The organism is Coleofasciculus chthonoplastes PCC 7420, assembly GCF_000155555.1.
In the GTDB taxonomy this organism is placed as follows: domain Bacteria; phylum Cyanobacteriota; class Cyanobacteriia; order Cyanobacteriales; family Coleofasciculaceae; genus Coleofasciculus; species Coleofasciculus chthonoplastes_A.
In genome coordinates, this window is record NZ_DS989852.1 from 62,877 (window position 1) to 87,450 (window position 24,574).

General features: G+C 45.0%; 25 protein-coding genes. 14 read left to right on the forward strand and 11 right to left on the reverse strand.

The genetic code is table 11. The annotated features are described in order from the left end of the window. Positions 1 to 129: 129 nt before the first annotated feature. The 3 genes from MC7420_RS43380 to MC7420_RS17320 form a co-directional block, all read right to left on the reverse strand. A complete protein-coding gene (locus tag MC7420_RS43380; protein WP_006101978.1) occupies positions 130 to 264 on the reverse strand; it encodes a hypothetical protein in 135 nt (44 codons plus the stop codon). Positions 265 to 436: 172 nt separating this feature from the next. Then, positions 437 to 2,263, reverse strand: coding sequence for a metallophosphoesterase family protein (locus MC7420_RS17315; protein ID WP_006101977.1), 1,827 nt, complete (start codon positions 2,261 to 2,263; stop codon positions 437 to 439). Positions 2,264 to 2,299: 36 nt separating this feature from the next. Continuing rightward, a complete protein-coding gene (locus MC7420_RS17320; protein WP_157453207.1) occupies positions 2,300 to 2,920 on the reverse strand; it encodes a hypothetical protein in 621 nt (206 codons plus the stop codon). A gap of 676 nt (positions 2,921 to 3,596) precedes the next feature. Here MC7420_RS17320 and MC7420_RS17330 point away from each other — a divergent pair. Further along, positions 3,597 to 4,067, forward strand: coding sequence for an IS630 family transposase (locus tag MC7420_RS17330; RefSeq protein WP_044207966.1), 471 nt, complete (start codon positions 3,597 to 3,599; stop codon positions 4,065 to 4,067). 542 nt (positions 4,068 to 4,609) lie between these two features. Here the strand turns inward: MC7420_RS17330 and mutY are convergent. The 3 genes from mutY to MC7420_RS17345 all read right to left on the reverse strand — a co-directional run bounded on the left by mutY (position 4,610) and on the right by MC7420_RS17345 (position 7,196). Then, a complete protein-coding gene (mutY, locus tag MC7420_RS17335) occupies positions 4,610 to 5,731 on the reverse strand; it encodes an A/G-specific adenine glycosylase (protein ID WP_006101877.1) in 1,122 nt (373 codons plus the stop codon). Positions 5,732 to 5,778: 47 nt separating this feature from the next. Beyond that, positions 5,779 to 6,120: a DUF760 domain-containing protein gene (locus MC7420_RS17340; protein ID WP_006101907.1), complete on the reverse strand. Its 342-nt coding sequence runs from the start codon at positions 6,118 to 6,120 to the stop codon at positions 5,779 to 5,781. Between the two features lie 116 nt (positions 6,121 to 6,236). Beyond that, a complete protein-coding gene (locus MC7420_RS17345) occupies positions 6,237 to 7,196 on the reverse strand; it encodes an RNA polymerase sigma factor, RpoD/SigA family (RefSeq protein WP_044207872.1) in 960 nt (319 codons plus the stop codon). Between the two features lie 521 nt (positions 7,197 to 7,717). On the opposite strand from MC7420_RS17345, the gene MC7420_RS17350 reads away from it, so the two are divergent. The 4 genes from MC7420_RS17350 (at position 7,718) to MC7420_RS17365 (ending at position 11,093) form a co-directional block, all read left to right on the forward strand. Continuing rightward, positions 7,718 to 8,356 (forward strand): histidine phosphatase family protein, encoded by a 639-nt coding sequence (locus tag MC7420_RS17350; RefSeq protein WP_006101863.1) that lies wholly within the window; start codon positions 7,718 to 7,720, stop codon positions 8,354 to 8,356. Positions 8,357 to 8,369: 13 nt separating this feature from the next. Then, positions 8,370 to 9,410 (forward strand): glucokinase, encoded by a 1,041-nt coding sequence (locus tag MC7420_RS17355; RefSeq protein WP_006102046.1) that lies wholly within the window; start codon positions 8,370 to 8,372, stop codon positions 9,408 to 9,410. Between the two features lie 226 nt (positions 9,411 to 9,636). Beyond that, positions 9,637 to 10,191 (forward strand): adenylyl-sulfate kinase, encoded by a 555-nt coding sequence (gene cysC, locus MC7420_RS17360; protein WP_006101892.1) that lies wholly within the window; start codon positions 9,637 to 9,639, stop codon positions 10,189 to 10,191. Positions 10,192 to 10,715: 524 nt separating this feature from the next. Further along, positions 10,716 to 11,093, forward strand: coding sequence for a DUF423 domain-containing protein (locus MC7420_RS17365; RefSeq protein WP_044207876.1), 378 nt, complete (start codon positions 10,716 to 10,718; stop codon positions 11,091 to 11,093). A gap of 63 nt (positions 11,094 to 11,156) precedes the next feature. Here the strand turns inward: MC7420_RS17365 and MC7420_RS17370 are convergent, their stop codons facing one another. Then, positions 11,157 to 11,669, reverse strand: coding sequence for a hypothetical protein (locus MC7420_RS17370; protein ID WP_198016483.1), 513 nt, complete (start codon positions 11,667 to 11,669; stop codon positions 11,157 to 11,159). A gap of 614 nt (positions 11,670 to 12,283) precedes the next feature. On the opposite strand from MC7420_RS17370, the gene MC7420_RS41570 reads away from it, so the two are divergent. Together MC7420_RS41570 and MC7420_RS35340 are read left to right on the forward strand one after the other, a co-directional pair. Continuing rightward, positions 12,284 to 12,436, forward strand: coding sequence for a hypothetical protein (locus MC7420_RS41570; protein ID WP_006102034.1), 153 nt, complete (start codon positions 12,284 to 12,286; stop codon positions 12,434 to 12,436). A 52-nt stretch (positions 12,437 to 12,488) separates the two neighbouring features. Next, positions 12,489 to 14,369: a glycoside hydrolase family 10 protein gene (locus tag MC7420_RS35340; protein ID WP_006102015.1), complete on the forward strand. Its 1,881-nt coding sequence runs from the start codon at positions 12,489 to 12,491 to the stop codon at positions 14,367 to 14,369. A 131-nt stretch (positions 14,370 to 14,500) separates the two neighbouring features. Here the strand turns inward: MC7420_RS35340 and MC7420_RS35345 are convergent, their stop codons facing one another. Continuing rightward, positions 14,501 to 14,944: a hypothetical protein gene (locus MC7420_RS35345; protein ID WP_006101998.1), complete on the reverse strand. Its 444-nt coding sequence runs from the start codon at positions 14,942 to 14,944 to the stop codon at positions 14,501 to 14,503. A gap of 757 nt (positions 14,945 to 15,701) precedes the next feature. On the opposite strand from MC7420_RS35345, the gene MC7420_RS17385 reads away from it, so the two are divergent. Then, positions 15,702 to 16,343 carry a DUF938 domain-containing protein gene (locus MC7420_RS17385; RefSeq protein ID WP_006101920.1) on the forward strand — a complete coding sequence of 214 codons (642 nt, stop codon included), beginning with the start codon at positions 15,702 to 15,704 and terminating at the stop codon, positions 16,341 to 16,343. Here the strand turns inward: MC7420_RS17385 and MC7420_RS35350 are convergent. Further along, complete coding sequence (locus MC7420_RS35350) at positions 16,334 to 17,053, reverse strand: hypothetical protein (RefSeq protein WP_006102070.1); 720 nt, start codon at positions 17,051 to 17,053, stop codon at positions 16,334 to 16,336. The genes MC7420_RS17385 and MC7420_RS35350 overlap by 10 nt on opposite strands. A 497-nt stretch (positions 17,054 to 17,550) precedes the next feature. Between MC7420_RS35350 and MC7420_RS37030 the strand changes: the two genes are divergently transcribed. From MC7420_RS37030 to MC7420_RS17405, 3 genes are all read left to right on the forward strand, one after another. Next, entirely contained in the window at positions 17,551 to 17,646 is a 96-nt protein-coding gene (locus tag MC7420_RS37030; protein WP_232231727.1) for a transposase, read from the forward strand. Between the two features lie 127 nt (positions 17,647 to 17,773). Then, positions 17,774 to 17,977: a hypothetical protein gene (locus MC7420_RS17400; protein ID WP_006101891.1), complete on the forward strand. Its 204-nt coding sequence runs from the start codon at positions 17,774 to 17,776 to the stop codon at positions 17,975 to 17,977. Between the two features lie 147 nt (positions 17,978 to 18,124). Beyond that, entirely contained in the window at positions 18,125 to 18,322 is a 198-nt protein-coding gene (locus tag MC7420_RS17405; protein ID WP_006102086.1) for a hypothetical protein, read from the forward strand. A gap of 140 nt (positions 18,323 to 18,462) precedes the next feature. Here MC7420_RS17405 and MC7420_RS17410 read toward each other — a convergent pair whose 3' ends face one another. Continuing rightward, a complete protein-coding gene (locus tag MC7420_RS17410; protein ID WP_006101918.1) occupies positions 18,463 to 19,146 on the reverse strand; it encodes a hypothetical protein in 684 nt (227 codons plus the stop codon). Between the two features lie 229 nt (positions 19,147 to 19,375). Between MC7420_RS17410 and lepB the strand changes: the two genes are divergently transcribed. The 3 genes from lepB to MC7420_RS17425 all read left to right on the forward strand — a co-directional run bounded on the left by lepB (position 19,376) and on the right by MC7420_RS17425 (position 24,055). Beyond that, positions 19,376 to 20,419 carry a signal peptidase I gene (lepB, locus tag MC7420_RS17415; protein ID WP_006101973.1) on the forward strand — a complete coding sequence of 348 codons (1,044 nt, stop codon included), beginning with the start codon at positions 19,376 to 19,378 and terminating at the stop codon, positions 20,417 to 20,419. 179 nt (positions 20,420 to 20,598) lie between these two features. Continuing rightward, positions 20,599 to 22,923: a GAF domain-containing protein gene (locus MC7420_RS17420; protein ID WP_006102033.1), complete on the forward strand. Its 2,325-nt coding sequence runs from the start codon at positions 20,599 to 20,601 to the stop codon at positions 22,921 to 22,923. Positions 22,924 to 23,053: 130 nt separating this feature from the next. Beyond that, complete coding sequence (locus MC7420_RS17425) at positions 23,054 to 24,055, forward strand: aldo/keto reductase (protein ID WP_006101859.1); 1,002 nt, start codon at positions 23,054 to 23,056, stop codon at positions 24,053 to 24,055. On the opposite strand, the gene MC7420_RS17430 is transcribed toward MC7420_RS17425, so the two are convergent. Further along, complete coding sequence (locus MC7420_RS17430) at positions 24,039 to 24,374, reverse strand: hypothetical protein (protein WP_044207880.1); 336 nt, start codon at positions 24,372 to 24,374, stop codon at positions 24,039 to 24,041. The two genes, MC7420_RS17425 and MC7420_RS17430, sit on opposite strands and share 17 nt — an antisense overlap. Positions 24,375 to 24,574 lie beyond the last annotated feature (200 nt).

Below are 24,574 nucleotides of genomic sequence, written 5' to 3' on the forward strand. Positions count from 1 at the left end.
GATCATAAGTAATGGACTTATGGCTCCAGAGGGTGTATTTATCAACAAAGCTTTTATAGACTTCTCTTAAGATTGGATAAATAACATTTTCACAGCGAGAGGCTTCAGATGTAAAAACATCTATATTTTCTAGGTTAAATTCAAATTCGTTACAGAAATCATCTGAAGGTTCAAGTTAATATATGAAATAAAGGTTTCCTCTGAATACTTAATATTGTATTCTTGTTGAACTTGAGCCAGGGATTTGAAGTCGGTAAATACCATAGGTGGTCTACCGCCTCTCAACTAATTTTATGTGCCACATCCTTTTTTCCCTCAAACAGGACAACTCAGACTATTTTACTCGATTTAGAGAGCCTCTATTTCACTAACCGCCTTAAACCAGTTTTAAGACCAAACAAACCCAACCTGATTTTATGAGTGGCAAATACGTTCTTTAGGGATATTTTAACGATAATGATGGGATTATTGACTTGGTTAGGCTAAAGCCCTGACTACGAACCGGGGCGATTTGAAATTCATCAAACTTGATTATGTCTGAGTCGGGTTCCCTGGTATCAAAGCGATAACTGCTGACGATTCCTGTGCTGGTGTCTAAGATGCTAAATACGGTGATATCGTTACTGGAAATATACGGTAAGGGTTGGTTATCCTCCCCGCGTAACGGTGCAATTGTTGGCAGAATCGGTTCTAATCCATTGGGATCACCTGTAGCCGCGTAGTCTTTACCCTCTGGCACTTGGCGCTGTTTTTTACCCAGATAAGCCCCATAAGTGTTCCCGACATTGGATGATTCGAGAAAATGGATTCCCTGAGGATTCACAAAGCGATTCCAGAGATGAGAATGTCCATATAAAACCAGTTGTGCGCCTGCGGTTTCGAGTAAGGGAATCACATCCCGCAGAATATAATCGGCTTGGGGGGGATAGTCATAATCCACCGCCGTAATTGTTCCATTTCTATCCCGTTCAATGATTTGTACGGGGTCAGTATAAGGCGGGACAATATTATCTCCTAAAGAATGGGGGGGATGGTGAAACATGACGATTTTATAGTTGGCTTGTTGGAACTCTGGACTGTTGAGTTCTGCTTTGAGCCAGTTATACTGAGGACTTCCCCGTTTAATCGGTTCAAAAATATGCTGTCCATATCCCCAAGCCGTGGGATTATTTAAATCGGCTTCTCGTTCCCGATACCGTCCTTTGGTATTCGGTTTGAGGCTGGGCGTTCTCCAGATATTAGTAATATACAGGGAAATTAGACGAATATCACCAAAAGTAATGGCGTAATAGTTCTCGTTCCCCGGTAGCGTAAAAATTTCGTTGTAGGTGTCGGTATTAAAGGAATGCTCTTTGAGCCAAATAAGAGGGTTATTCGAGTTCGACTGAGCGGACTTTTGTTGATATATGTCTGCGGCAACTTGGCGAGGAATCGGATCATTAAATTGGTCATTTAATCCCCTATCCATGGAAAATCGTCCCATAACCTCGTGATTTCCTGTGGCGGGAAATAAGGGCGCATGTTGAATTAACTCACCTCCGGTGTAGCGGGTAGTAATGTTATTCTTCTCTAGTTGATAATTAGCCTGACCTTGAAGGGCGGGAAAGAAAGCACCGCCGCGATTATCATCAAACCATTCGGAAGCGCGATCGGGAATATTTACTAAGTCTCCGGCGAGAAAAATGGCATCCAGATTCCCCACGGTTTCTGCTACCTTTTGTAAATTGGCGGCTGTCATGGGCATGAGTTGGTGATCTGAGGTGAGGAGGATTTTTAGGGGGGTATGAGGTGGAGGTGCAGCGGCTAAGGTAAAGGGGTTACTCTTGACAAGTTGTCCATCATTCCGCACGCTGGTTACTTGATAGGGAACTCGTTCACCGGGAATGAGTCCCGTTACCTCGGCTTCATGTCGCCAGATATCCCTTGGCGTCGGTTTCTGGTAAACTTGAGCATCTGCGGTTTGTTCGCCAACACGGGATTTTTGGTCTTCACGGGTGCGACTGAGTTTGGTGGTATTCGCGATCGCAACCCGCCTCAGTCCTTTTCCATAAGCTACACTATGACGGGTTCCAGCAAATTCTGTAAACCAGACGACGCGCACCGAGGTGTCAGTGGGCAATTGTAGAAACGGATCAGTCAGCAGTTGCGCTGGGGTCAGATAAGTGGGTGGTTGGGCGAACAGCACAACGATGGGTGCAAGCGCAATGAAGACGACAAGTAAACCTGCAATAAGAAGTGGGCGACTGGTTAAACGATTGACCATGAATCGTCCTCAATACAAGATTAGATGCAATACTGCTCAGTTAAACAAGAAAGTAAGAGTCTGTTTAGGCGGAGCTACCAAATTACGGGTTTTTGGTGTTACTAGAACAAGGTTCAGGTAATCGTTTTCTCGGTAAAAGTTCCAATTAGCAAATTGATGCCAACTTTGCAAGTCGAATGTCTCTCCGAAAACCCTTTGAAACGCCTTTTGGTCAAAATCTCCGCAGACTAGCCAAAGGCGAGAGGGAAAAGGTGATAAGCTACGCAGCGCATTCTCTACAGTTGACGGCTTGATTTTGGTCGTAGGGCAAAGTTCTGGTTGACGATTGATGGGGGCTGAACCTTGATAGTAATGCCTCAGTGCTGAAGGTGCTTTTTCCGAAGGAGAACCCCCCGATAAAACGATAACGTCACCTGGTTTTTCATTGATGCTAATCGTCTGCATTATGCCTTGCCAATCTTGGCGGTCTTGCACAGTATAGTAGCGCACCAATCCACCACTGACCGCGATCGCATAAACTATTACCACACCAATCGCTAGGATTCGCTGCAAACGCCAGACTCGGAGAAAGCCTGCGGCTAAGAGAATAAGTACATAAGGGGCAACAAACAGGATGTAACGGTCAACCCATAATCTTTGGGAAACCAAGTATAGCATCGCTGAAGGCAAAAACGCCCACGCTGCAACCCATACAGCACTTTCTAACACGGTGTGGTACAGTAACAGCCATGAGCGAACCGATTTATTTATATGTATAGCGCTTCGCGCTGGTCTATTTACACGCCTGCCAGATGTATCCTTGATCATGAGAATTTTAGAACTTTTGTACTATAACGACAGGAGAGCGAACTGCTAGAGGAGTAATTAAGAGGCAGTATGATAAAAAAATGTGACGAAACAAGTTTATTTCACCACTGTTTTGCCTCCCATAGGCAAGTTTTGGGCAGTAGGTTCAGTTATGCGATCGCGTCAAATCATGGTACCGCCATTTCGGCTTTAAGTTTTCCAGTCTTCCTGAACCAGGTATATAGTATATGCATCCCTATTCTCTCGATTTACGCCAAAAAGTTATCGCCGCTTATGAAAACCATGAAGGTTCTCAAAGGCAATTAGCTAGTCGGTTTAAAGTCAGTCTAGGATTTATTCAAAACATAAAACTTGAACAAAATCTCGGAGTTCAAGTTAGCATAAGTACCTTACACTATTTTTTGCAAAAACTCAAATTGACTCAAAAAAAAAACTTTTCACGCCGATCAAGCTGAAACTGAGCGAGTTCAAAACCTGAGAGTGGAATATTGAAATGAGGTTAGGGAAATCGATCCAAAGAACAAGCGTGTTTATAGATGAAATGGGCATCCAACTAAGTCTATGCCGCACTCATGCGCGGTCACCCAAAGGACAAAGAGCTTATGGAAGTAAACCCTATAGTCGTGGAAAAAACGTTAGTGTTATTGGTGCAATAGCCCTCAAAGGTTTTCTCGGATGTATGACTCTTGAAGGTACAACTAATGGGGATGCATTTCAAGTTTTTGTCGAAAAGGTTTTACTCAACTGTTTGTGGCCTGGTGCTGTAGTTGTTATGGATAATCTTTCAGCTCATAAAGTCGCTTCTATTGAGTCTATAATTGAGAAAGCTGGAGCCAAAGTAATTTATCTATCTCCCTATTCCCCCGATTTTAACCCAATTGAAAATTGCTGGTCTAAACTTAAACAGTATTTGCGTAAAGCAGCTGCTCGTTGTAGAGATATAGTAGAACAGGCTTTAGTTAATGCTATTGATTTAGTTAAGCTGTTCGGCATTTAAACCTTAATATCAATAACGGCGAAAGCCTTGTAGTGCGTTAAGCGAAGCCATGCCGCAGGCTTTGCATCTTGCTCGCTACTAATACCCAATTTAAATGCATGACAGCTTACTCCTACTGATATTAGAAATTGGTTGGCTCATGGCTGTTACTGTACCACACCGTGTTAGAAAGTGCTGTAGAGGACATCTAATTCGACACATTCTCCTGATCCCAGCGACTGTATCAGAACTATCAATCCAAAAATCATAAGAAAAATTTATATCCATTAAGGCATAAGCCTATGGGCTTACTTCATACAAGCTTTATGCAGCTAAGGAAAATGCCCCTAGTGCAGCGCCCTTGGAAATACTTGAGCAGCTTCGTAGATACGATGAAGCTGGGGGAGCTGGGGGAGCTGGGGAAGATAGTAGCTGTTCAGTTATTTCTGCCTTCTTGCACTAGTGAAAGAAAGTAGAAATACTTATGCCAAGTTGCAGTCTAATGTAGAACTTTCTTTTTCTCCCTATCTCCCCCTCACCCTCTCACCCCATCTACTCTATCTCTACATCCTTTCAGTCTCTTGACGCAATGCCCCAATAATCTGAGTATTCGCCTTGGGAAACGGAAACTGGTCAATTTCCTCTAGGGTTACCCAACGGATTTCATCACATTCTAGGGCTTGGGGGACACCTGAGAGATGACGACAGTGATGGACAATCAACGTCACGCGAAAATGGCTATAGGCATGATCAACCGTGATTACGCGATCGCCTACTTCAATCTCAATTCCCAATTCTTCCCGAATTTCCCGCTTAATACAGTCTGCCACAGTTTCATCTGGCTCAATTTTGCCACCAGGAAACTCCCATAATCCACCCAATAACCCCTGAGCAGGGCGGCGGTCAATTAAAATTTGTTCTTGATTATTCCAAATCACGGCAACACCAATGATTTTGTGAGGTAAGGGGGTAGAGGCTTCACGCATGGGTAACTTAGATGCAATACCTAGATTGTACGCCTGACAGTGACTCTGCCAAGGACAATGGCAACAATCGGGGTTTTTAGGAGTACAGATAGTCGCCCCTAAATCCATTAACGCCTGATTAAAAGTGCCAGGATGTTCTGGATCAAGCAACGATTCCGAAAGTTGCCAAAGCTTTTTCGTTGCTTTAGCAGGTGGTACTGATAAAGCTACCAATCGTGCCAGAATTCGCTTCACATTCCCATCCAGAATCGGTACAGGTTGATTAAAAGCGGCGCTGAGAATTCCGCCGGCTGTGGTTCGACCAATTCCTGGTAATGCTAAAACGTCACTCAGTTGATCTGGAAAAATTCCCCCGTAGTCCTGGATTATTTGTTGAGCGGCTTTGTGGAGATTTCTCGCTCTACTGTAATACCCTAATCCTTGCCAAACCAGAAGCACCTGCTGTAAATCCGCTGTCGCTAGCGTTTCGATGGTGGGAAATTCAGCCAACCAACGGTGATAATAAGGGATAACCGTTTTCACCTGGGTTTGCTGCAACATAATTTCCGAAATCCAGATTGGATATGGATCGGTGCTACCTCGCCAAGGCAAGTCTCGACAGGCGTTGGCATACCAGGTTAAGAGAGTTTCTCGCTGGTTTTCTACAGATGAAATCGGCAGCCCAGCAAATGAGTCTGCCGATTTTTGATTTCGTCCCAATTATCCTATTTCCTGTAGATGACTGTCTTTTCTTCTGCCTTCTTACTCTAGCCAGCATCTGCGCCGGAGGAATCGGTCTTTTGCAAGGATTTTTCAAATGTCATGCGTTGTTCAGCTTTGCGTAGGAAATAACCACTGACCATTGCTGAGGCTAACAAATGTCCTAGATCCTCGCGGCTAGTATTAATAGTGACATCAAAATGGTCTGAAGGAATATTACCCAACAATCCCATCACATTACGTTCCATGACCTGAAACACATCAGCCGAGGTGGGTTTGGATAAATGGGAAACGGTTTCTGGACTCAGCGATTGTACGTACTCCCACAAAAGATTATTGTCTCCATTGCCTTCAAAAAATTCTGGGACGCGATCAGATTGGTTGTTCACCGTTTACCTCCGAGCAATAGCTCTATATCTTCCATTCCATCTAACTTAACAAGGGATAATTGATCATCAGGTAGGTGGAACCGAACCCATAATATCAGGTTGTCTCATAAGACCAACTAACTGACTGCAATATATTCACGCATGTCAGCTTGGCGCTTGCGAAGCTTAGACAGCGCTTCCCGTTCAATTTGGCGGACTCGTTCCCGGCTGATTTTGAGTTGATCGCCAATCTTGGCAAGTGTCATGGGTTGACCATCGACTAGACCAAAGCGTAGCATTAGCACTTCACGTTGCTGCTCGGTTAAATCCGCCATTAACTTCTCCAGATCGACTTGCATGGCTGAATAGGTAGCAAAATCTTCTGGCGAAGGTCCGCTGTCTTCCAGGAGTTCTCCTAATTCCGTATCTTGATTATCGCCGACTCGTAGATCTAACGACAGAGGTTGACGCGCTTTCTCCAGGTACTCCCGGACTTGCTTGGGTGTCAGATCTAATTCTGTCGCCAATTCCGATATGGTGGCGGCACGCCCTAGCGTCTGGGAGAGTTGGCGCTGGGCTTTTTTGATTTTGTTCAGCTTTTCTGTGATGTGGATCGGTAAGCGAATCGTTCGTCCTTTCTCCGCGATCGCACGGGTAATGGCTTGACGAATCCACCAATAGGCGTAGGTGGAAAAACGATACCCTTTGGTTGGGTCAAATTTTTCTACGCCCCGTTGCATCCCAATCGTACCTTCCTGAATCAAGTCAAGCAGGTCTACATTGCGCTTGATATATTTCTTGGCTACGGAAACCACCAAACGTAAATTGGCTTCTACCATTTTGCGCTTAGCCGTTTGACCTGCCCTGATGCACGATTGTAACTCGGCTTCCGATAGGGACGAGGCTTTTGCCCACTCACACAGCGTTGGTTCGTAACCCAATTGTTCAAACAGCGACTCTTTGGTTTGCTCTAAGGCATTTAAACGCTGGACTTGCTTTCCGTATAATATCTCTTGCTCGTGGGTCAACAGGGGTACACGACCAATTTCTTGGAGGTAAGTGCGGACAAGGTCTGTAGAGGTCTGAGCAGTTTTCATAGCGATCGCTATATCTATATTATGAGTGGAGTTCAAGCAACTAAGCTCCTTTTCAGGAGGGTTCACCTTAAGCTGGGGTGAACGCTTCTCTATGAGAGAAATGTTAAGTTTTATTTCAATAGGGGGAAATAGATTGATTAGGAAACTCGAAATGTGTATGACTGGGTGAGTTAAAGCCCCCATCCCTAACCCAGATTTAGAATTGGCTATCTATCCGATTTGTTTTTGCCTCTGCTTATTGCATACGTTATATCTGACACTAGCTAACACTTCGTTAAATATTGTAACATATCTTAATCAAAAGCCGTCCATCTAGAGCTGGGGAAGCTGGGGGAGCAGGGGGAGCTGGGAGAGCTGGGAGAGCTGGGGGAGCTGGGAGAGCAGGGGGAGCAGGGGAAGCAGGGGAAGCAGGGGAAGCAGGGGAAGCAGGGGAAGTTAACTACAAAACTCTACCTTACCTATTGCCTATTGCCTATTGCCTATTGCCTGACGAATGACATAAGACGAAGGACATAAGACGAATGACTCAAACCCTCTGGATTGCCCGACACGGAAATCGCCTCGACTTTGTTAACCCTGACTGGTTTAACACAGCAGAACGTCCTTATGATCCCCCGTTATCGGACGATGGCGTTGGTCAAGCGCGGGAGTTAGGTGAACGGTTAAAGGGGGAGACGATTAAGCATATTTTCGCCTCACCGTTTTTGCGAACGGTACAAACAGCGAACCAAATTGCTCAGATTTTGGACTTACCCATTAAGATGGAGGCGGGTTTGAGTGAATGGCTGAATCCGGAATGGATGAGAACAGAGCCAGAACGACTGTCGGTTGAGGAATTACAACAGCGTTTCCCCTGTATTGATTCGGGGTATACCTCCCGCGTCATCTCTCAGTATCCAGAAACAAATGAGAAAGTGCTAGAACGCACCGCTCAAACAGCTCGCCTGCTGACCACAGAATTCGGAGACGATATATTATTAGTAGGTCATGGTGCTTCAGTCGTCGGTGCGACCTGGGGATTAATTCCGGGTCAACCCGAAGTGAACGCCGCTTTATGCTGTTTAGTCAAACTCGTGCGTCATGAGGAAAAATGGGTGATGGAACTCAACGGGGATACTTCCCACCTCAGTCAAACTGAAGACGTGATTCGATTTCATTAAAGTATAAGATTCTATGACATTAATACTGGCAGGAGATATCGGCGGGACTAAAACGATTTTGCGACTGGTGGAGGATTCAGACTCGGAATCGTTATCGGTTCTCCATGAAGCCCGTTATCCTAGCCGGGATTTCCCAGATTTAGTACCGATTGTCCAGACATTTGTATCGGAAGCGGGACAAAAGCTACAACGGAAACTGAGCATTGACAAAGCCTGTTTTGCGATCGCAGGTCCTGTGGTCAACGATACCTCTAACTTGACCAATTTAGCGTGGGTGTTGGACGCTAGACGGTTAGAGGAAGAACTCGCGATCGCGAAAATCACTCTGCTCAATGATTTTGCGGCGGTTGGCTACGGGATTCTCGGTTTAGAGGCGGATGATTTATGTACGCTACAACAGGTTAATCCTCAAGCGGATGCGCCAATTGCGGTCATTGGTGCGGGTACAGGGTTAGGACAAGGATTTCTGATTCAGAACCAGGATAGGTATCAGGTTTTCGCGTCCGAAGGCGGACATGGGGATTTTGCCCCCCGCACTGAACTGGAATTCCAACTTTTACAATATTTACGCGAAAAATACGATATCCAGCGCATTTCCGCCGAACGAGTCGTTTCCGGTCAAGGAATTGTCGCCGTTTACCAGTTTTTGCGCGATCGGCAATTTGCCCACGAATCCCCAGAAATTGCCCAAGTCGTTAAAACCTGGGAACGGGAAATGGGACGCAGTGAGAAAAGTGTTGATCCGGCGGCGGAGATTTCTCAAGCCGCGTTGCAAAAAAGTGACCATCTCAGTGAACAGACCTTGAAAATGTTTGTGGAAGCTTACGGTGCAGAAGCGGGGAATCTGGCGCTCAAACTCTTACCCTACGGGGGGTTATATATTGCTGGCGGGATTGCGGCTAAGATTTTGCCCTTGATGCAGGATGGTAGTTTCTTGCGAACCTTTACGGAAAAAGGTCGGGTCAGTCCCCTGCTGGAAAACGTTCCAGTTCATATTGTGATGAATCCCCAGGTTGGGCTAATTGGTGCAGCAATATGCGCCTCTCGATTGTAAGTTGCTCAAAACGTTTTCGGTTGGGGAGCATGTCACCTTTTTAGGTTGGGTTCTTGGAACAATAGAGTTAAACTATTGTCAATTCCTTGACTCAGGTTAAAATCTAGGTCTGATCATCAAACAAGCTGTTATTCCAGAAAACAGACGTTTGACGATGAGTGTTTCACCTGAGAAAACAGGATAAATTGTACTTACAGTAGGCTTTAGGATAGCGACAGAAATAATCATGAATCAGCGCGGTGTAACGATATGGTTCACGGGTCTAAGTGGTGCAGGTAAAACCACCATTACCCAAGCATTAGCCAAAACCTTGCAAGAGAAGGAGTGTAAGCTAGAAGTCTTAGACGGCGACATTGTTCGTCAGAATCTCACCAAAGGCTTGGGCTTTAGCAAAGAAGACCGCGACGAAAATATCCGTCGCATTGGTTTTGTGTCTCACCTACTGACCCGCAATGGTGTGATCGTTTTGGTATCGGCTATCTCGCCCTACCGGGCAATTCGAGAAGAGGTACGCCAAAAAGTTGGTGATTTTCTAGAAGTTTATGTTAATGCTCCCCTGGCAACCTGTGAAGAACGAGATGTCAAGGGATTATATAAACGCGCCCGCGCTGGAGAAATTCTTGGGTTTACCGGAATTGATGATCCTTACGAACCACCACTCAACCCCGAAGTGGAATGCCGCACTGATCAGGAAGAGTTATCAGAGAGTGTCACCAAAGTGCTACAAAAATTGGAAGAATTGGGTTATTTGCCCAAGCAACTTGCCGTAGAAGGCGCTTAGAGACTGGAGCGTCAGTCCAGTAATCCCAGTCAGCCCTCTCAAGAGGTTAACAGTTAACAGTTAAACCATGAGGAAGAGGGAGGGTTTTGTGTAGGGGCGGGTTTGACGATTATCGTTTTTTGCCTCATCCAAATGTAACTAGGGCTTGCTGAATAAGTGGTGAGGTGAGGGGGAGCAGGGGAAGCTGGGGAAGCTGAGGGAGCTGGGGGAGCAAGGGTACATTTTCCCTGAGCAAGGTGATGCCATACTTAGGAAGGATGCTACCCCATTTCCTGGCACTTTATCCACTGTCCATACACCTCAAAGTATTGATGGATCAGGGTTTCCGGGTTGTGCAGTAAGCCCTAACTAAACCCGCCCCGACCGAGTAGCATGTTACTCTTTCACAATTCCCATGCCGAGTAATTTGGAATAATATAACTCCGGATAATTTATTCGGGGGAGAGTCAAGTCTGGAATTCCCCTTTTTTCCTTGTCCCCCTGCACATCCGTATACCTGCTCCCCCTTTCCTATGAAACTCATGATGACTCGAATTTTTTTAGGTGTTGCTGCCCTGTTCGGGGGTTTATCTGTCGCCGCTGGAGCTTTTGCTTCTCATGCGTTGAAGGAAAAACTGAGTGAACGGGCTTTAGACATTTTTGAAACGGGTAGTCGTTATCAAATTTATCATTCCCTAGCCTTGCTCATCGTGGCATTGCTGCTTTCTCGCGCTGAAACTCCCTCACCTCCCCTCATCGCCGCTGGAATCGCTTTTATTGTGGGCATCGCTATCTTTTCCGGCAGTCTATACGCCCTGAGTTTAAGTGGTATTAAATGGCTGGGTGCTATTACTCCACTGGGGGGAGTCGCCTTGATCCTGGGATGGGGATGTTTAGCGATCGCAGCGTGGAATTTTAAATAATGAACCAGATTTTCAGAATAATCGTAAGCAGCCTATAAATATATCACATTCTGTGCTTATTTGTTATCTTCCATGAACACAAGCTATCTTGTAAGTTTGCTGAAAAGCCCTGTGGTGACAACAACATTCCAACCGCAGGGGATTCGCTGCCCAACTTTTAAAATCAGGGGCTAGTCGAATCATCTTTTGCAAGATTGTATCATCGATCCACAAAACAAGTGGAAAAGGAAACTGTTTGCGAAACTCTTCACGCACCAGATTAGTCGCACTCAAGACTTGATCAACAGCAACTACCGAATCAAGACCAAAGACAACGACAGCCGGAGGCGGTGGTTCATCCACGGCTGCGCGTATTGCCGTAAACAGAGTATCCACAGAGGGAGGCAGCATCACACCCTGGATAGGAAGTGCAGAGAATTCTTGTAACTGGTTTAATACGGATAGGGGTTGGGGTGAAAACTTGCTGCACACCAAAATCAGGGCAAAATGACCTTGGGACATAATGATTACTCTGGCAAGCTTTCTCAGGGATTGTTCGTTATTGGCGTTGAAAGCTTGTGCTTCTATATTAGTCATAGGAAGATGCTGACAGTTTTTCCTAATTTGAATGCTTGGATTCTATCTAAGTTTTCCCTAGTAATTATTTGTATTTTTAAATAAAAAATTAATCCAACTTCCTAATTTCTAATAAATATTAGGGGATGAATGAGTATGAACCGATAGAGGACAACAAGGTGTCGGTCTCCCAATTCGTTCCATTGTAATAAAACTTAACATTTTTATCCAGTTCAGATTTTCTGAGCTAGGGCGGACGGTTCTAGTGCAGCATGGCTCTAAATAGCTGACCAGATAATCTCCCCAGTTCTCCCGCACCTGGAACCCTCCTGCTCTCTCTTGTTTCCCCGTCTTGTCATCCTGAACCTTTCCACTCATTTAACGCCAAGTTTTGTTAACCTAGCCGATGGAGATGAGTTCAGCCGTTTAAGGTTATTTATCCCAAAACCTGCTGGGGCAATCATGAGGAAATGGGGGAGATCAGCTAAGATTCCTGACATAAAGACAGTATTACTCACAAAATACACCTTAAATGTGAAATTTTTGGGTAAGTCTTGGGAGTACCCCAGCCGGAAAATGTTGAAAAACTTAAAATATTATGCCAATTCGCCATGTAATTGACCGACAATACAGAAATGTTTGTAGCCAAAAATACAAAACGTTTCGGAGTAACGTTCCAAATCAGTCAGAGTCTCAAAACTCAAAACGACTCTCCCAGTCTTGATCCGACAGCCAATGGCGATAAGTCGCTTTGGCAACCTTTGCCTAACTCAGCGAGTCATTCCTGATCAGGAAGGTGTGTAGCCCGTCAATAGTGATATCTCTAGATTTGCTCCTTTTATGAAACAGTTGGTCAAAACCTTATTTACAGCCTTTGCCAATGGGCTAGTTGCTTTTAGCCGTGCTTGTGGGCATCAGGCTTGGTTAATGTTTCTGTTTATGTTGGGTTTGTGTTTAGCCTTATGGCTGCCAACCCTAGCTTACGCTCAAACGCGGCTGAGTGATATCCAAGGAAATTGGGCGCAATCGTGCATTGAACAGTTAGCACAGCAGCAGATTATTCGTGGTTATCCAGATGGTCATTTTCAACCCAATGCCCCTGTAACTAGGGCTGAATTTGCCGCCATGCTAGGTAAAGCCTTTCCAGATGCGCCAGAGATACGCACGGGCGGAAAGTTTGCTGATGTGCCAACTCGACACTGGGCAAGTCAAGCGATTCGCCAAGCCTATCAAACCGGATTTTTAGCGGGTTATCCGGGTGGACTATTCCAACCCAATCAACCGATCCCCCGTGTGCAAGCCTTAGTTTCTTTAGCCAGTGGGTTGAAGTATGTTCCCCAGCAACCTGCCGCTGAAACCTTGACATCAGCATTTGAAGATGCTAGCACGATTCCCAATTATTCCCAAGGCGCGATCGCAGCCGCTGTAGAAAACCAGCTTGTAGTTAATTATCCCAGCGTGCAAACCTTTAACCCGAACCAAAATGCGAGTCGGGCTGAAATTGCCGCTTTTTTGTGCCAAGCGACTCAAACCGCTGAGTTGATCCCCTCCCAGTACATTGCCAAAGTCGAGACTCAAGTCCCCAATTCGGCTCAAGCTGAGTTACGTGGGGTGTGGCTGACGAATATTGATAGCCAAGTCTTATTTTCCACTCAAGGCATTACCAACGCCATTCAACGCCTAGATCAACTCAACTTCAACACCGTCTATCCCACCGTTTGGAATTGGGGCTATACCCTCTACCCTAGTCAAGTGGCTAAACGGGAAATTGGGCGGGCGGTAAGGCTAGTGACTCCCTTAGATGAATCCCTTGATCCCAATCAGGGAACCCAAGGACGAGATATGCTCAAGGAAATCATCGAACAAGCCCATCAAAAGGATATGAGGGTGATTCCCTGGTTTGAATTTGGATTTATGGCACCAGCTGACTCGGAGTTAGCCCAACGTCACCCCGATTGGCTGACGCAAAATCGCCAAGGTGGGAAGATTAAACAAGAAGGAAGTCACGATCGCGTTTGGCTGAATCCCTTTAACCCGGAAGTGCAGCAGTTTATCCAGGATTTAGTCGTCGAGTTAGTCAACAACTATGATATTGATGGGATTCAATTCGACGATCATTTCGGCTTGCCCTTTGAGTTTGGTTATGATCCCTTGACCGTTAAGCTCTATCAACAAGAGCATCAAGGTCAATCACCCCCCAGTGATCCCAAAAACTCAGAATGGGTACGCTGGCGGGCGAACAAAATTACGGACTACTTAACCCAACTTTTCCGAGCGATTAAAGCGCAAAAGTCGGATGTGATTATCTCCCTGTCTCCCAATCCTCAAGATTTTTCCTATGAATTCTATCTCGCCGATTGGTATACCTGGGAACGTCGTGGTTTGGTTGAAGAGTTGATCGTACAGATTTATCGGAATGACTTTGATCGGTTTATTGCAGAACTCGAACAGCCGGAAGTCCAGGCGGCGCGGCGTCATATCCCTGTAGGGATCGGGATTTTAGCCGGATTAAAAAATAAGCCGATTTCGTTATCACAAATTCAAAAGCAAGTCGAAGCTGTGCGTCAGCGAGGATTTGCTGGGGTGTCATTCTTTTTCTACGAAACCCTGTGGGACAACGCGCCCGAATCCTCACCCCAGCGTCAGGCAGCGTTTCAGGCACTCTTTCCCCTACCTGCGCGATCGCCAGAAATTTCAGCGGATTGGGACGTCTCGGATTAGAAAGGGCTTTAAGTAGGTGGGGACAATTAAAGTTAACGGTGGGGATCGTCATTCGTCATACTCGCGATAGCGAGAAGCAAGCTACGTCATTCATCCTTTGTATACGCTGACGATCCCACAATCGTGCTAACCTACTTACTAGAATCAACGTTACTGCTTTCTAATTTAACCACGGAACCAGAAGCATCTGTGCGATAGATCCAGCGGTGTTGCCCCTTGGCAACAGCCACTTGCCATCCAGATACAGGTATCTGCTGACAAGAGGCTTCTGCTTCAGCCAATTCTAGACAATTATCAGACCAGGTATGGGGTTGCACATCAACTAGGTCGAGTTTCGAGGAAGGCACTCGTGTATGCTCGGAGGCATGTTGCAAAACAATATGACCAATTGCCGTAGATAGCTGAGGATTCGCCTGAAGAGACTGATTCGTCATCCCTTTATTCTTGGGTGATAGATGACCCGCACTAAAGGACAAAATCAGAGTAAAGGCAATGGCTTGAAGAATTAGACGGGGTTGGATGGCGTTGTTTTGAAAGGTTGATGTTTCCGAGTTAGTGGGTTTAATCGTTTTCATCACAAATCTTAGATAAGGGGGCTTGAGTTCGGATAGCGTACCAATCGGTAGATCACAGCACCCCAATACCGAGTTAGTCCGGAATCTAGCCGCTTATTCCGGTTGCAGCATTTTAAAATCGATTGCTATAAAATTTTTAACGGGAACAAAGAAATATGTTGTTTGATTGGACGCTACCCAATGGCAACATCTACAGAATCAAGTCAAACATTGTTCTCTTGGCTTAACTCAATCCTTATAGTTTGTCAGTCTAGTCACTCGGCTTGACATAAAATTGGCGTTCCTACAACTTTAAACAGGGTAAGCTGCTAGAGTATAAGGGGTCACAGAAGAGCAGGTATAGTGTTTTGAGCAAGGGGTTCTATGGTTGAGCAAGTGATTAACAAGCTCTTTTTCGCTAGGCTTGAAGTTTATCCCTCAAGCTGACGTTGTACCGTTTGTATCGGTCAGCGTTTGGTAGATGACTCTTGCTGCGTTTACCCTTAGCTATTCTTAGTCATATATTATTTTAACTGATAAAACAATAAATTTCTAGCCGCCAAAGACCCAGATGCTTATAAACTAACTGTTATAAAGACTACATTCGCGATGCACCCCCAGCCAATTTCTCCGGCAACCTTTGGCTGATCACCGCAAACCTCACCTACAATGATCCCTGTTCAGCCTTACTCATGCGTACTCCTCCCCTGCTCATGAAAGAAATGAGGAACGGGGCAAGTAATAGAAATTAGGTAAGTCTAATCGATAAGCAGAAATTATGAGTACAACGGACGATGCACGGCAATATGCACCTGCGACTCAACGCAACCGCGAACCGATTCTTGAGATTCTACGTCGCGTACTGCCTGCAAAAGGTACAGTTTTAGAAGTTGCTAGTGGCACAGGGGAACATGCTGTTTTCTTTGCCCCACGTCTAAAGCCACGTCAATGGTTACCTTCTGATGCCAATCCTCTCATGCGTGCCAGTATTGCAGACTGGTCTGCTTACGAACCTGCTGATAATCTTTACCCACCCTTAGATATTGATGTGCAGACACCGAGTTGGTCTGTAGAGAAGGAGTCACCTGTTGATTGGGAAACCTCACCGTTGAAGGCGATAGTCAGCATTAATTTGATTCACATCGCCCCTTGGTCAGCGTGCTTGGGACTGATAGCCGGGGCAAGTCGTCTGCTTCCTCCAGGGGGTGTTCTCTATTTATATGGCCCATTCAAGCGCAATGGACAGCATACTGCTGCCAGTAATGCTGCCTTTGATGCCTCGTTGCAGGCGTCCAACCCCGACTGGGGTGTGCGTGACCTTGAGGATGTTGTGGCAATCGCCCAAGATCAGCATCTAGTCTTAGAGCAAATCTACCCGATGCCTGCGAACAATCTTTCAGTCGTCTTTCATCATACTTGAGCGGTTTGTGTTGCTTTCTCCAAAAGATTGGTACGAATACATCCGCTATACCAAGTCCAGTTTGGTTGAGAGTCTAAGGGATTGTATTGCGCCCAAATCTTGCCGCTATGGGTTTGATAAAAGTCTACAATTTCTGCTGTCGCCTCACCTCCCCAAGGCGCTTTTACTGTAATCGAGTCGCCTTTGTGAAACAGTTCGCCAGCTTCATTTGTCGCTTCTGTCACTGGAGGGGGTGGCGGTTTCTTTTCAACGGATTTGGCAGGGATAGGTTTGGGTTTAATGGCTAGATAGGGTTTCTTTTCTGCCGTTGGAGGATTGGCTGGAGTAGAAGTCTGGGTTGACGCTTCGGGTTTCTTTTCTGCCGTTGGAGGATTGGCTAGAGTAGAACTCTGAGTTGACGCTTCGGGTTTCTTTTCTGCCGTTGGAGGATTGGCTAGAGTAGAACTCTGGGTTGACTCGGCTTTTTCTTCTGTTGCTGGAGGATTGGCTAGAGTAGAACTCTGAGTTGACTCGGCTTTTTCTTCTGTTGCTGGAGGATTGGCGGGAGTAGAACTCTGGGTTGACTCCTCAGTTTGAGGAGGATTAACCTCAGTGTTGTCCTGGGTTGATTCCTCAACTGTTTTCGTGGATTCAGATGTCTCTGACGTTTCAGGAACATTCGACGTCAAAGATTCGATATTGGTTTTTTTGCGGTTTTTTTTGCGAGCCATAGCAGTCTGGTAGTTGTCAGCTTATTAGAACCTGAATTTTTCTGTAGGGGGTGGGGGTATTACCCCTCATCCCATCCTAGATGAGTTGGGTTAATGTATATATCTGGGGTGCATCTACATTTACCCCATAATACTCAGATCTTCAGGAAATTCCATATATTGATCCTCTCGCTTTCCCATATAGGAAGTCGTGGAAAGCAGAATTCGAGTTATTCCCAGGATTTAAGGATATATCATCGCTGGCGCAGCCTTGCGTGAATGCTCTACTACCGGAACATAGCAGGAGATTTAGCGATCGCCAATAGAATTTGACCTTGGCGTTAGTATAGCATCGCTGTCAGTCCTCGCCTCAGGATTGCGTAATAGCGATATTTGGTATGTCAGTTTCACTTCACGCGAACGGGCTAAAAGTTAAAATTCGTTTAAATGAGTTTTAGCTTTTAATACAGTAAGCTTTAGCTTACTTTAGCTTTCGGGAGCATCCAAAACATTGGGGTATTGAAAAGAGAGTTTTTCGGTGCGACAATTGCGGGTTTGAGTGCGACAGAGATTTGAACGCATCGCTCAATTTGCAGCAAACCAGCAAACCGTAGGGACACAGCAGTGCCATACTCGTACAGGTGGGGGAGAGCCTGTGGGCTATATGTAACGGATTGTTCCATTCTATGCAAGAATAAGTCCCGTAGTTCTGTCGTTGTCTCAATCTAAAGGAATTCGATTGTGAATCAATCCCCCAATGAAGGCACAAAAACCTTTTTGTATATTATTGGTATTGCCCTAGGTGTGGGTCTGTTACTCGCAGCATTTGTTTTGCTACTCACGGGACTCGGTGTAATTCAGCAAATTCCATCGGCTGTCGTCTGGGCGATCGTTCTCTTTTCCATTGGTATCGGTATCCTCACCGGTCTCACGATCCGACGGTAAATTAAGCAGGTTGGTGGAAATAAACCGAACTCTCTTTCGTTCTGTCACTATTCCTGAAACATTCACAAATGACATAAGGCGTAACTTGCTTCTCAAGGGCAGCGAGTTCCCCGCCGTTACCTTTAATTTTGTTCAACTACTTATATTATGAGTCCACCTCCCCCATCTGATACCCTAATTTATGCTTATCTTTTTTCCATTTCTGTCGCTATTACGATTGTGGTTTATATTTTTAGAGGTGTAGGAATCCTCAGCTTTATTCCAGGAGGTATTTTGTGGTTATTAATTTTACTGTCTATTGCCACAGGGATTATTTACGGGGTGCAGAAAACCAAGCGGTACTAATGCTCAATCAGGGTTAACGCTCCGGATCGCACCATTCGTTCGTAGTTAGCGCTTTAGCGCCTCCGGAATCCTGAGTCGGGGCTGGTTTAGTTACATCTGGATAAAAGGAAACGATAATTGTGAAACCCGCCCCTACATACTCAAAATTTTCTTATCTGCAACATTTGATTTCCCCCTTGTTGAAATTCATAAGCCACCTGCTTAATTTCCACATTATATCCCTGTGCATTTAATTCGCTGATTACAGGTGATAGGTGGGGAGATACATCTCCCGAAATATCTACCAGAGGAAAAATTCTCACCTCATTTGCCACACGACACAATTCCTGGATCGAAAGCAGGTGAAACGCTTGAGACAATAAATCAGAATAGCTAAACAGGAAGTGAGAACAAACCGCTAAACTAAATTGACGGGTTGTAAATGGTAAACCAGGCAATTCAGCTTTAATATAGCGTCCTTGTTCAATTCCAATCGATAAATCGTCGATAAATTCTTCCATAGCTGACAGGCGAATTTCTCCCAGTTCTTCGGGTGTTCCAATTGTTTGCCACACATAGTTATCACGATTCGCTTTCACCCCATCAATCACCCTTGGATATACCTCTTGAATGCGTCTTTTGATATCAGTTGCCGAAAACTGATAGATAGGGTCACAGGATATAACATTATATCCTTGGCACGTCATCTCCGCATTAAAGCTAGCCGGTCCCCCCGCACAATCGAGTAGGGTTAATCTGAGTTCATCGGGTTGCAGGTCAAACATTCTGACATATTCGTCCAGCGAACGCCCCCAAGGAATAACGGTTTCGAGTTTAAATGCCATTTTTATTTCTCTGATAAGTAGGAATGACAAAGGATAAAATACAATTTTAACTTCACCGTTTATTTAAACTATAGGCTTTGTTTTATAAGTTTCTATAAAGATAGTTAAATCAACTTGTCACTCTGCCCGGTTACTCGTTATAGTAAAGCCGCTCTCTTAGACTTTTGTTAAATTCAGCATCTTAACATGGGGTATCTACTGGACTATACCTATATCGAAGGCAAAACTGATGTCTCAATTGCAGCACCCTTCCTCACCGAGTTCAGGAAAAGAACCTTGGCTAGCGGCTAACTTATCCCTATTTTTTCCCGGAATTGGTCAGCTTTATACCGGAAAGATGATCAGAGGGTATAGTTTAATTATCACTCAAGTCGGGTTATATGCTTTAAGTGGATGGTTAATTTTAAGTCAAATCGGCAATATTTTCATCGGAGAAATTCTATTACTCGCCACATTCGCCTTGAGTATTTGGGGAATATTTGATGCCTATGACTGTGCCAAGAAAGCTAATCCACTAAGTTTTGAGAAACTCAGAACCAGTCGAAAAGATCCATGGCTGGCTGTCTTTCTCTCGCGCCTTGTTCCTGGTGTGGGTCACCTCTATATTAACCGTCTGTGGTTGAGTGTTCTATTCTTTACTTTTTTTGTTACCTCGTTGCTGGTTCAACTCGTGCCGATACTGCTCAAATCTCTGGTTTTTTATCACGTTTATATCGCCTCAACAGTTCGTCGTGAACGAAATCAGATGCCAATTTTATGTATGGCGATTGTCTCTATTCTATTTTCTATCATAATTTCTATGCAAATGTTATTTATTACAACACATATCGCTGATAGTCACGTCATTACCACGAACGAGATGAACCCAACGTTACACAGCGGCGATCGCGTTATTGTGGATAAACAAACCTACCATTTTCGATCCCCGCAACGGCAAGATGTTGTCCTATTTTTACCACCGGAAGCTTTGCAAGACAACCATTTTCGAGACGCCTTTGTTCAGCGAATTATTGGTTTACCTGGAGAACGGGTAGAGATGCAAAAGGGAATCGTTTATATCAATTCTCAGCCTCTGGAAGAGAACTATCGTCAAGGAGGTTCTCAAGATGCCTTTACTCCCATCACCGTTCCCGCCAATTCTTATTTCGTCTTGGGGGATAACCGGAACCACAGCTATGATAGTGAGGATTGGGGGTTTCTTCCCCGACAGAATATTCTGGGAAAGGTGACCAAACGATTTTTCCCTCCCCAACGAATGGGGATCGTTGACTAATCAGGCATAAAAGTGGCTACAGTACAGGTAGTATGGTCGATAGGTCACAGGCATGTCAAGATTGTAGGTAGAGCAGTTGCGCCAAATCGCACTGTTTTAGAAGCATCTTACCCGATAAACCTTGAGAAGCGGCTTAAATGGGCAACTGCCTGGTTAAAGAAAAGGGAGGATCTATACTGATGTCAAATCACCAGGACTTAAGTTGTATATTAACAGAAATGTTAATAGAAATAGCTCAATGCTTCAAGAAAATTATCCGTGTTGATCGGGTTAATATTTTTTTATTAGACCGATATGATCCGGAGCAGTGTCTCGTTTTAACGCCGAACTCTTCTCAACCGAAAGAGTTAAGAATTCCCAATTCTACAGGGATTGGCGGAATTGCCAATTTGCAGAGTTTTGTAGAAAATCCTTTTGAATGTCAGTTTTACCGTGAAGAACACGGCATAAAGCTACCGCGATCCTTTGATTATATCGTTTATAATTTATTATCTCTACCTTTAGCTAATAAACAAAAAAACATCGTTGCCTTCGTTCAATTAATTAACAAATTAAAACCAGAGGCTAGCCCCGATCAGCCTATAGAAAAGACGATTGACAATCATGGATTTACTCAAGACGATGAAAAGCGATTTTATCAGGCAAGTGCGTGGATTCGTTCAACAGTTGAGCGATGTCAGGCGCTTTATGCAGAAATTAAAAAACAAGAGGTTTTTATTGGCTTTATTAAAGCCATTCATACGATTAGCCAAGGCGGACTAAACTTTGATGCGATCCGTCAGCTTATTATTCAAGAAGCCAATGAATTAATGAATGCCGATCGCAGTCGCTTATGGCTAATCGATCAGGAACGTCAGGAACTGTGGACAAGGGTGGAAACAGAGGAAGGTTCTCCTTACGAGAAGCGCCACGGGATTGGGGTTGGCTTTGTTGGTAAAGTAGCTGAGTCGGGAAAAGCCTTAAATATTCCCTTTGACCTCTATATCCACCCTGGTGTTGATCGGATCAAAAAAAGCGATTGCCATACCGGATATCGTACCTGTAGTTTACTCTATATGCCTATTTTGACACCGGATAACGAAGTCTTAGGTGTCCTTGAATTAATTAATAAAAAGAAACGGGGATATTTTCCCGCGTATGATCCCGATAGTTGGCCCATTCCACCGGATATATTTAAAGCAAGTTTTAGTCAAGCCGATCAACAATTAATGGCAGCCTTTGCGCTGCAAGTGGGGATTGCATTACAAAATTCTCGCCAATTCGCATCGCTTAAACAACAGGAACAGATTCAACAGCTTATTTTAAAGACGCTAGATAATGGCGTGATTTATACCGATGCAACGGGGCGAATTATTACTGTCAACGAAAAAGCGCATCAGCTTCTCAAAAGCGATGATAAAGATGGGGTGGAAGGGAGTTGGATTGGTGATTTTATTCAGGTTAAAGAGAGTGATTTTGCTCATTTAGTCCAAGGCGCTTTAACGGAACATCAGGACTATCACGCTCCTCATACAGTTATTGCCCGTGATCAGGAACAACCGATTGATTTATCGATTCGGTCGATCGCCGAGAACAACGGATCTCATCATTTTTATGGACTCGTCGTCGTTCTCAAAGAAATTAATTCCACGAGTTCCACTCAACTCCCTACCTATCACCAAGTCAGCCAGGAACTCACCCAGGAATTTTTGAGAAAATATGATATCCAGTTATTTGCCCACCCCAATGTGGCGATTTTATGTGCCGATATTCAAGGCTATACCAGCTTGATGGACGACATGGAAGCAGAAACCGTTGTTTCCATGCTCAATCACTATTGTGAACTGATGGTGGAGACTGTCTTGAAGTATCAAGGCACTTTAAATCAATATATTGGTGATGCATTAATTGCTGTCTTTGATACCTCCTTAGCCGTAAGCGATCGCGCCTGGTATGCGGTACAAGCAGCGATAGACATGCGCCAACAGTTAGCCGAGTTTAATCGTAATCATTTGACACCCCATCAGCCAATGCCGCGCCTGGGGATTGGTATTCATGCAGGGAGAATCCATCTGAGTCAAAATGGTTTTCAACCCCCATTGTCTGGGGATATTGTCAACTTTACCTCATTACTCGAACAAGTCAGTCGCGATTATGGCTGCGACATTATTATTAGCGAAACGATTTATAAACATTGTCGCGATCGCGTCTGGGTACGGGAACTGGATCGCCTCCCGGTGAAGAGTAAACCCCAATCCCTTGCCATATATGAACTAATGGGACTTCGTTCCCAATCCCTTTCGAGTCAGCAAGAACAAATTATTGACCATTATGAAAAAGGGCGTCGCTATTACCTAAACCACCAATTTGCCCTGGCAATTGGTGAATTTTCCCAGGTTTTGGAGATGGATGGCGCTGATAAGGCGGCGAGATTACATATCCAGCGCTGTTTGTATTGGCTAGACTCGCCACCGCCTCCTGATTGGGATGGGGTGTGGACATTAAGTGTTGAGGCACCATTGTAGAGATGCGCCATGGCGCATCTCTACATAAATGATGTGTCCTAACCGCTATGGCGGTTGCTATATCTCAATTTACGTATTGCATATTTGAGCAAAGTCAGCACAATGGGAAGAAAGGCTGGAGGTGCAGTGCATGTCCGAAAAAACCAACCGACGCACATTTCTACTCACGGGTATGGCGGTAGCAGGAGGAATTGTGGGAAGTGCGGCGTGGAAACAACATCAACCCTCGGCTTCCCAGCCGCAGTCAGGCTCAACCATCGCTATGTCAGTCTCTAGCACTACCACAATGCCGGAACGGATGTTAGGGAATACGGGGGTTTCTGTACCTATTTTAGGCTTAGGAGGGGCGGGTAAGACACCCTTATCCAAACCGAACCAGGAAGCGGAGGCGTTGGCGATTATTCAACGGGCGTTAGAATTAGGGATTCGTTACTTTGATACGGCGGCGAGTTATGGACCGAGTGAAGACTATCTCGGTAAAATCTTACCAAACTACCGACAGCAGGTATTTCTCGCCAGTAAAAGCGCCGCCCGCGATCGCGATGGGGCATGGCGGGAGTTAGAGCGATCGCTTAAACGCTTGAATACCGATTATTTGGACTTGTGGCAATTGCATCACGTCTCGTTTCACGAAGAACTCGATACGATTTTTAGTTCAACCGGGGCGGCTAAAGCGATCGAAGAAGCCAAAGCCCAAAACTTAATTAAATACTCTGGGATTACTGGACATCACGAACCCGATGTGATTGCGGCTGGATTGCAGCGTTATCCCTTTGATACTACCCTAGTTTGTATTAATGCGGCGGATAAACATCACCCCCGTCCATTTATTCCCACAGTTTTACCCGTTGCGCGAAAGCAAAAGGTGGGTGTGATTGCCATGAAAGTCCCGGCGTATGGGCGGTTGTTTAAATCCGGTGCTTTAGACGGAATGCACCAGGCGCTGGGATATACTCTCTCTCAATCCGGGGTTCACTGTGCGGTAATTGCGGCAGAAAATGTGCCACAGTTAGAGTCAAATGTGGAAGTCGCCAGCCGTTTTCAGCCGTTGGATGAGATGGAATTGGCGGCGATTGAACAGCGCACGGCGGCGAGTTGGCAGACAAATACATTTTTTAGGGCGTGGACTTAATATGACCATCTTCTTCTTGTTGACGTAGCCATTCAGGGTCATTCGCCTTTGTCGTATAGTTCCACATCAGTTCCCGATCTTGCCAAACATCAGCCGGGATCAGGATTTGTCCATTCTCTTCGCGATAAGAAACACTATAAAAATCAAAGACTCGCTTGATATTTTCTCGGTGTTCTGAGTTAACAGCCGAATTGGAAACCATTAACTCATCTTGTGAGCGAATAACTGGGTGATAGGGAACATACTGATTACTCATGCAAGCGACTGTCAAGGTTAATAAAACCAGGGAGATCGACCAATTCAGAATCACGTTTTGCATAATTATATGGCAGTTTCCAAGCTGATGTGCTATATCCAACTGTAGGGGGCAAGGTGTCTATAATACCAGTCAAGTATTCCGAGAAACCGGGTTTATTGACTGATGTCCTATGCAAGGATAAACAAAACAATCAGTCGAAGTAAAGTTTTGTAAACAAAGTCAATGTTTTGCGTAAAATCAACTCTCTTCTGACGAGTAAT

Bases quoted from the DNA above. Each gene is read 5' to 3' on its own strand.
- MC7420_RS17365 (WP_044207876.1), top strand. From the start codon at position 10,716: ATGACTCGAATTTTTTTAGGTGTTGCTGCCCTGTTCGGGGGTTTATCT.
- MC7420_RS43380 (WP_006101978.1), bottom strand. From the start codon at position 264: ATGGTATTTACCGACTTCAAATCCCTGGCTCAAGTTCAACAAGAATAC.
- MC7420_RS35340 (WP_006102015.1), top strand. From the start codon at position 12,489: ATGAAACAGTTGGTCAAAACCTTATTTACAGCCTTTGCCAATGGGCTA.
- MC7420_RS17425 (WP_006101859.1), top strand. From the start codon at position 23,054: ATGTCCGAAAAAACCAACCGACGCACATTTCTACTCACGGGTATGGCG.
- MC7420_RS17320 (WP_157453207.1), bottom strand. From the start codon at position 2,920: ATGCTATACTTGGTTTCCCAAAGATTATGGGTTGACCGTTACATCCTG.
- MC7420_RS17430 (WP_044207880.1), bottom strand. From the start codon at position 24,374: ATGCAAAACGTGATTCTGAATTGGTCGATCTCCCTGGTTTTATTAACC.
- MC7420_RS17345 (WP_044207872.1), bottom strand. From the start codon at position 7,196: ATGAAAACTGCTCAGACCTCTACAGACCTTGTCCGCACTTACCTCCAA.
- MC7420_RS17420 (WP_006102033.1), top strand. From the start codon at position 20,599: ATGTCAAATCACCAGGACTTAAGTTGTATATTAACAGAAATGTTAATA.
- cysC (WP_006101892.1), top strand. From the start codon at position 9,637: ATGAATCAGCGCGGTGTAACGATATGGTTCACGGGTCTAAGTGGTGCA.
- MC7420_RS17405 (WP_006102086.1), top strand. From the start codon at position 18,125: ATGAGTCCACCTCCCCCATCTGATACCCTAATTTATGCTTATCTTTTT.
- lepB (WP_006101973.1), top strand. From the start codon at position 19,376: ATGTCTCAATTGCAGCACCCTTCCTCACCGAGTTCAGGAAAAGAACCT.
- MC7420_RS17385 (WP_006101920.1), top strand. From the start codon at position 15,702: ATGAGTACAACGGACGATGCACGGCAATATGCACCTGCGACTCAACGC.
- MC7420_RS17315 (WP_006101977.1), bottom strand. From the start codon at position 2,263: ATGGTCAATCGTTTAACCAGTCGCCCACTTCTTATTGCAGGTTTACTT.
- MC7420_RS35350 (WP_006102070.1), bottom strand. From the start codon at position 17,053: ATGGCTCGCAAAAAAAACCGCAAAAAAACCAATATCGAATCTTTGACG.
- MC7420_RS35345 (WP_006101998.1), bottom strand. From the start codon at position 14,944: ATGAAAACGATTAAACCCACTAACTCGGAAACATCAACCTTTCAAAAC.
- MC7420_RS17370 (WP_198016483.1), bottom strand. From the start codon at position 11,669: ATGACTAATATAGAAGCACAAGCTTTCAACGCCAATAACGAACAATCC.
- MC7420_RS41570 (WP_006102034.1), top strand. From the start codon at position 12,284: ATGTTTGTAGCCAAAAATACAAAACGTTTCGGAGTAACGTTCCAAATC.
- MC7420_RS17410 (WP_006101918.1), bottom strand. From the start codon at position 19,146: ATGGCATTTAAACTCGAAACCGTTATTCCTTGGGGGCGTTCGCTGGAC.
- MC7420_RS17355 (WP_006102046.1), top strand. From the start codon at position 8,370: ATGACATTAATACTGGCAGGAGATATCGGCGGGACTAAAACGATTTTG.
- MC7420_RS17350 (WP_006101863.1), top strand. From the start codon at position 7,718: ATGACTCAAACCCTCTGGATTGCCCGACACGGAAATCGCCTCGACTTT.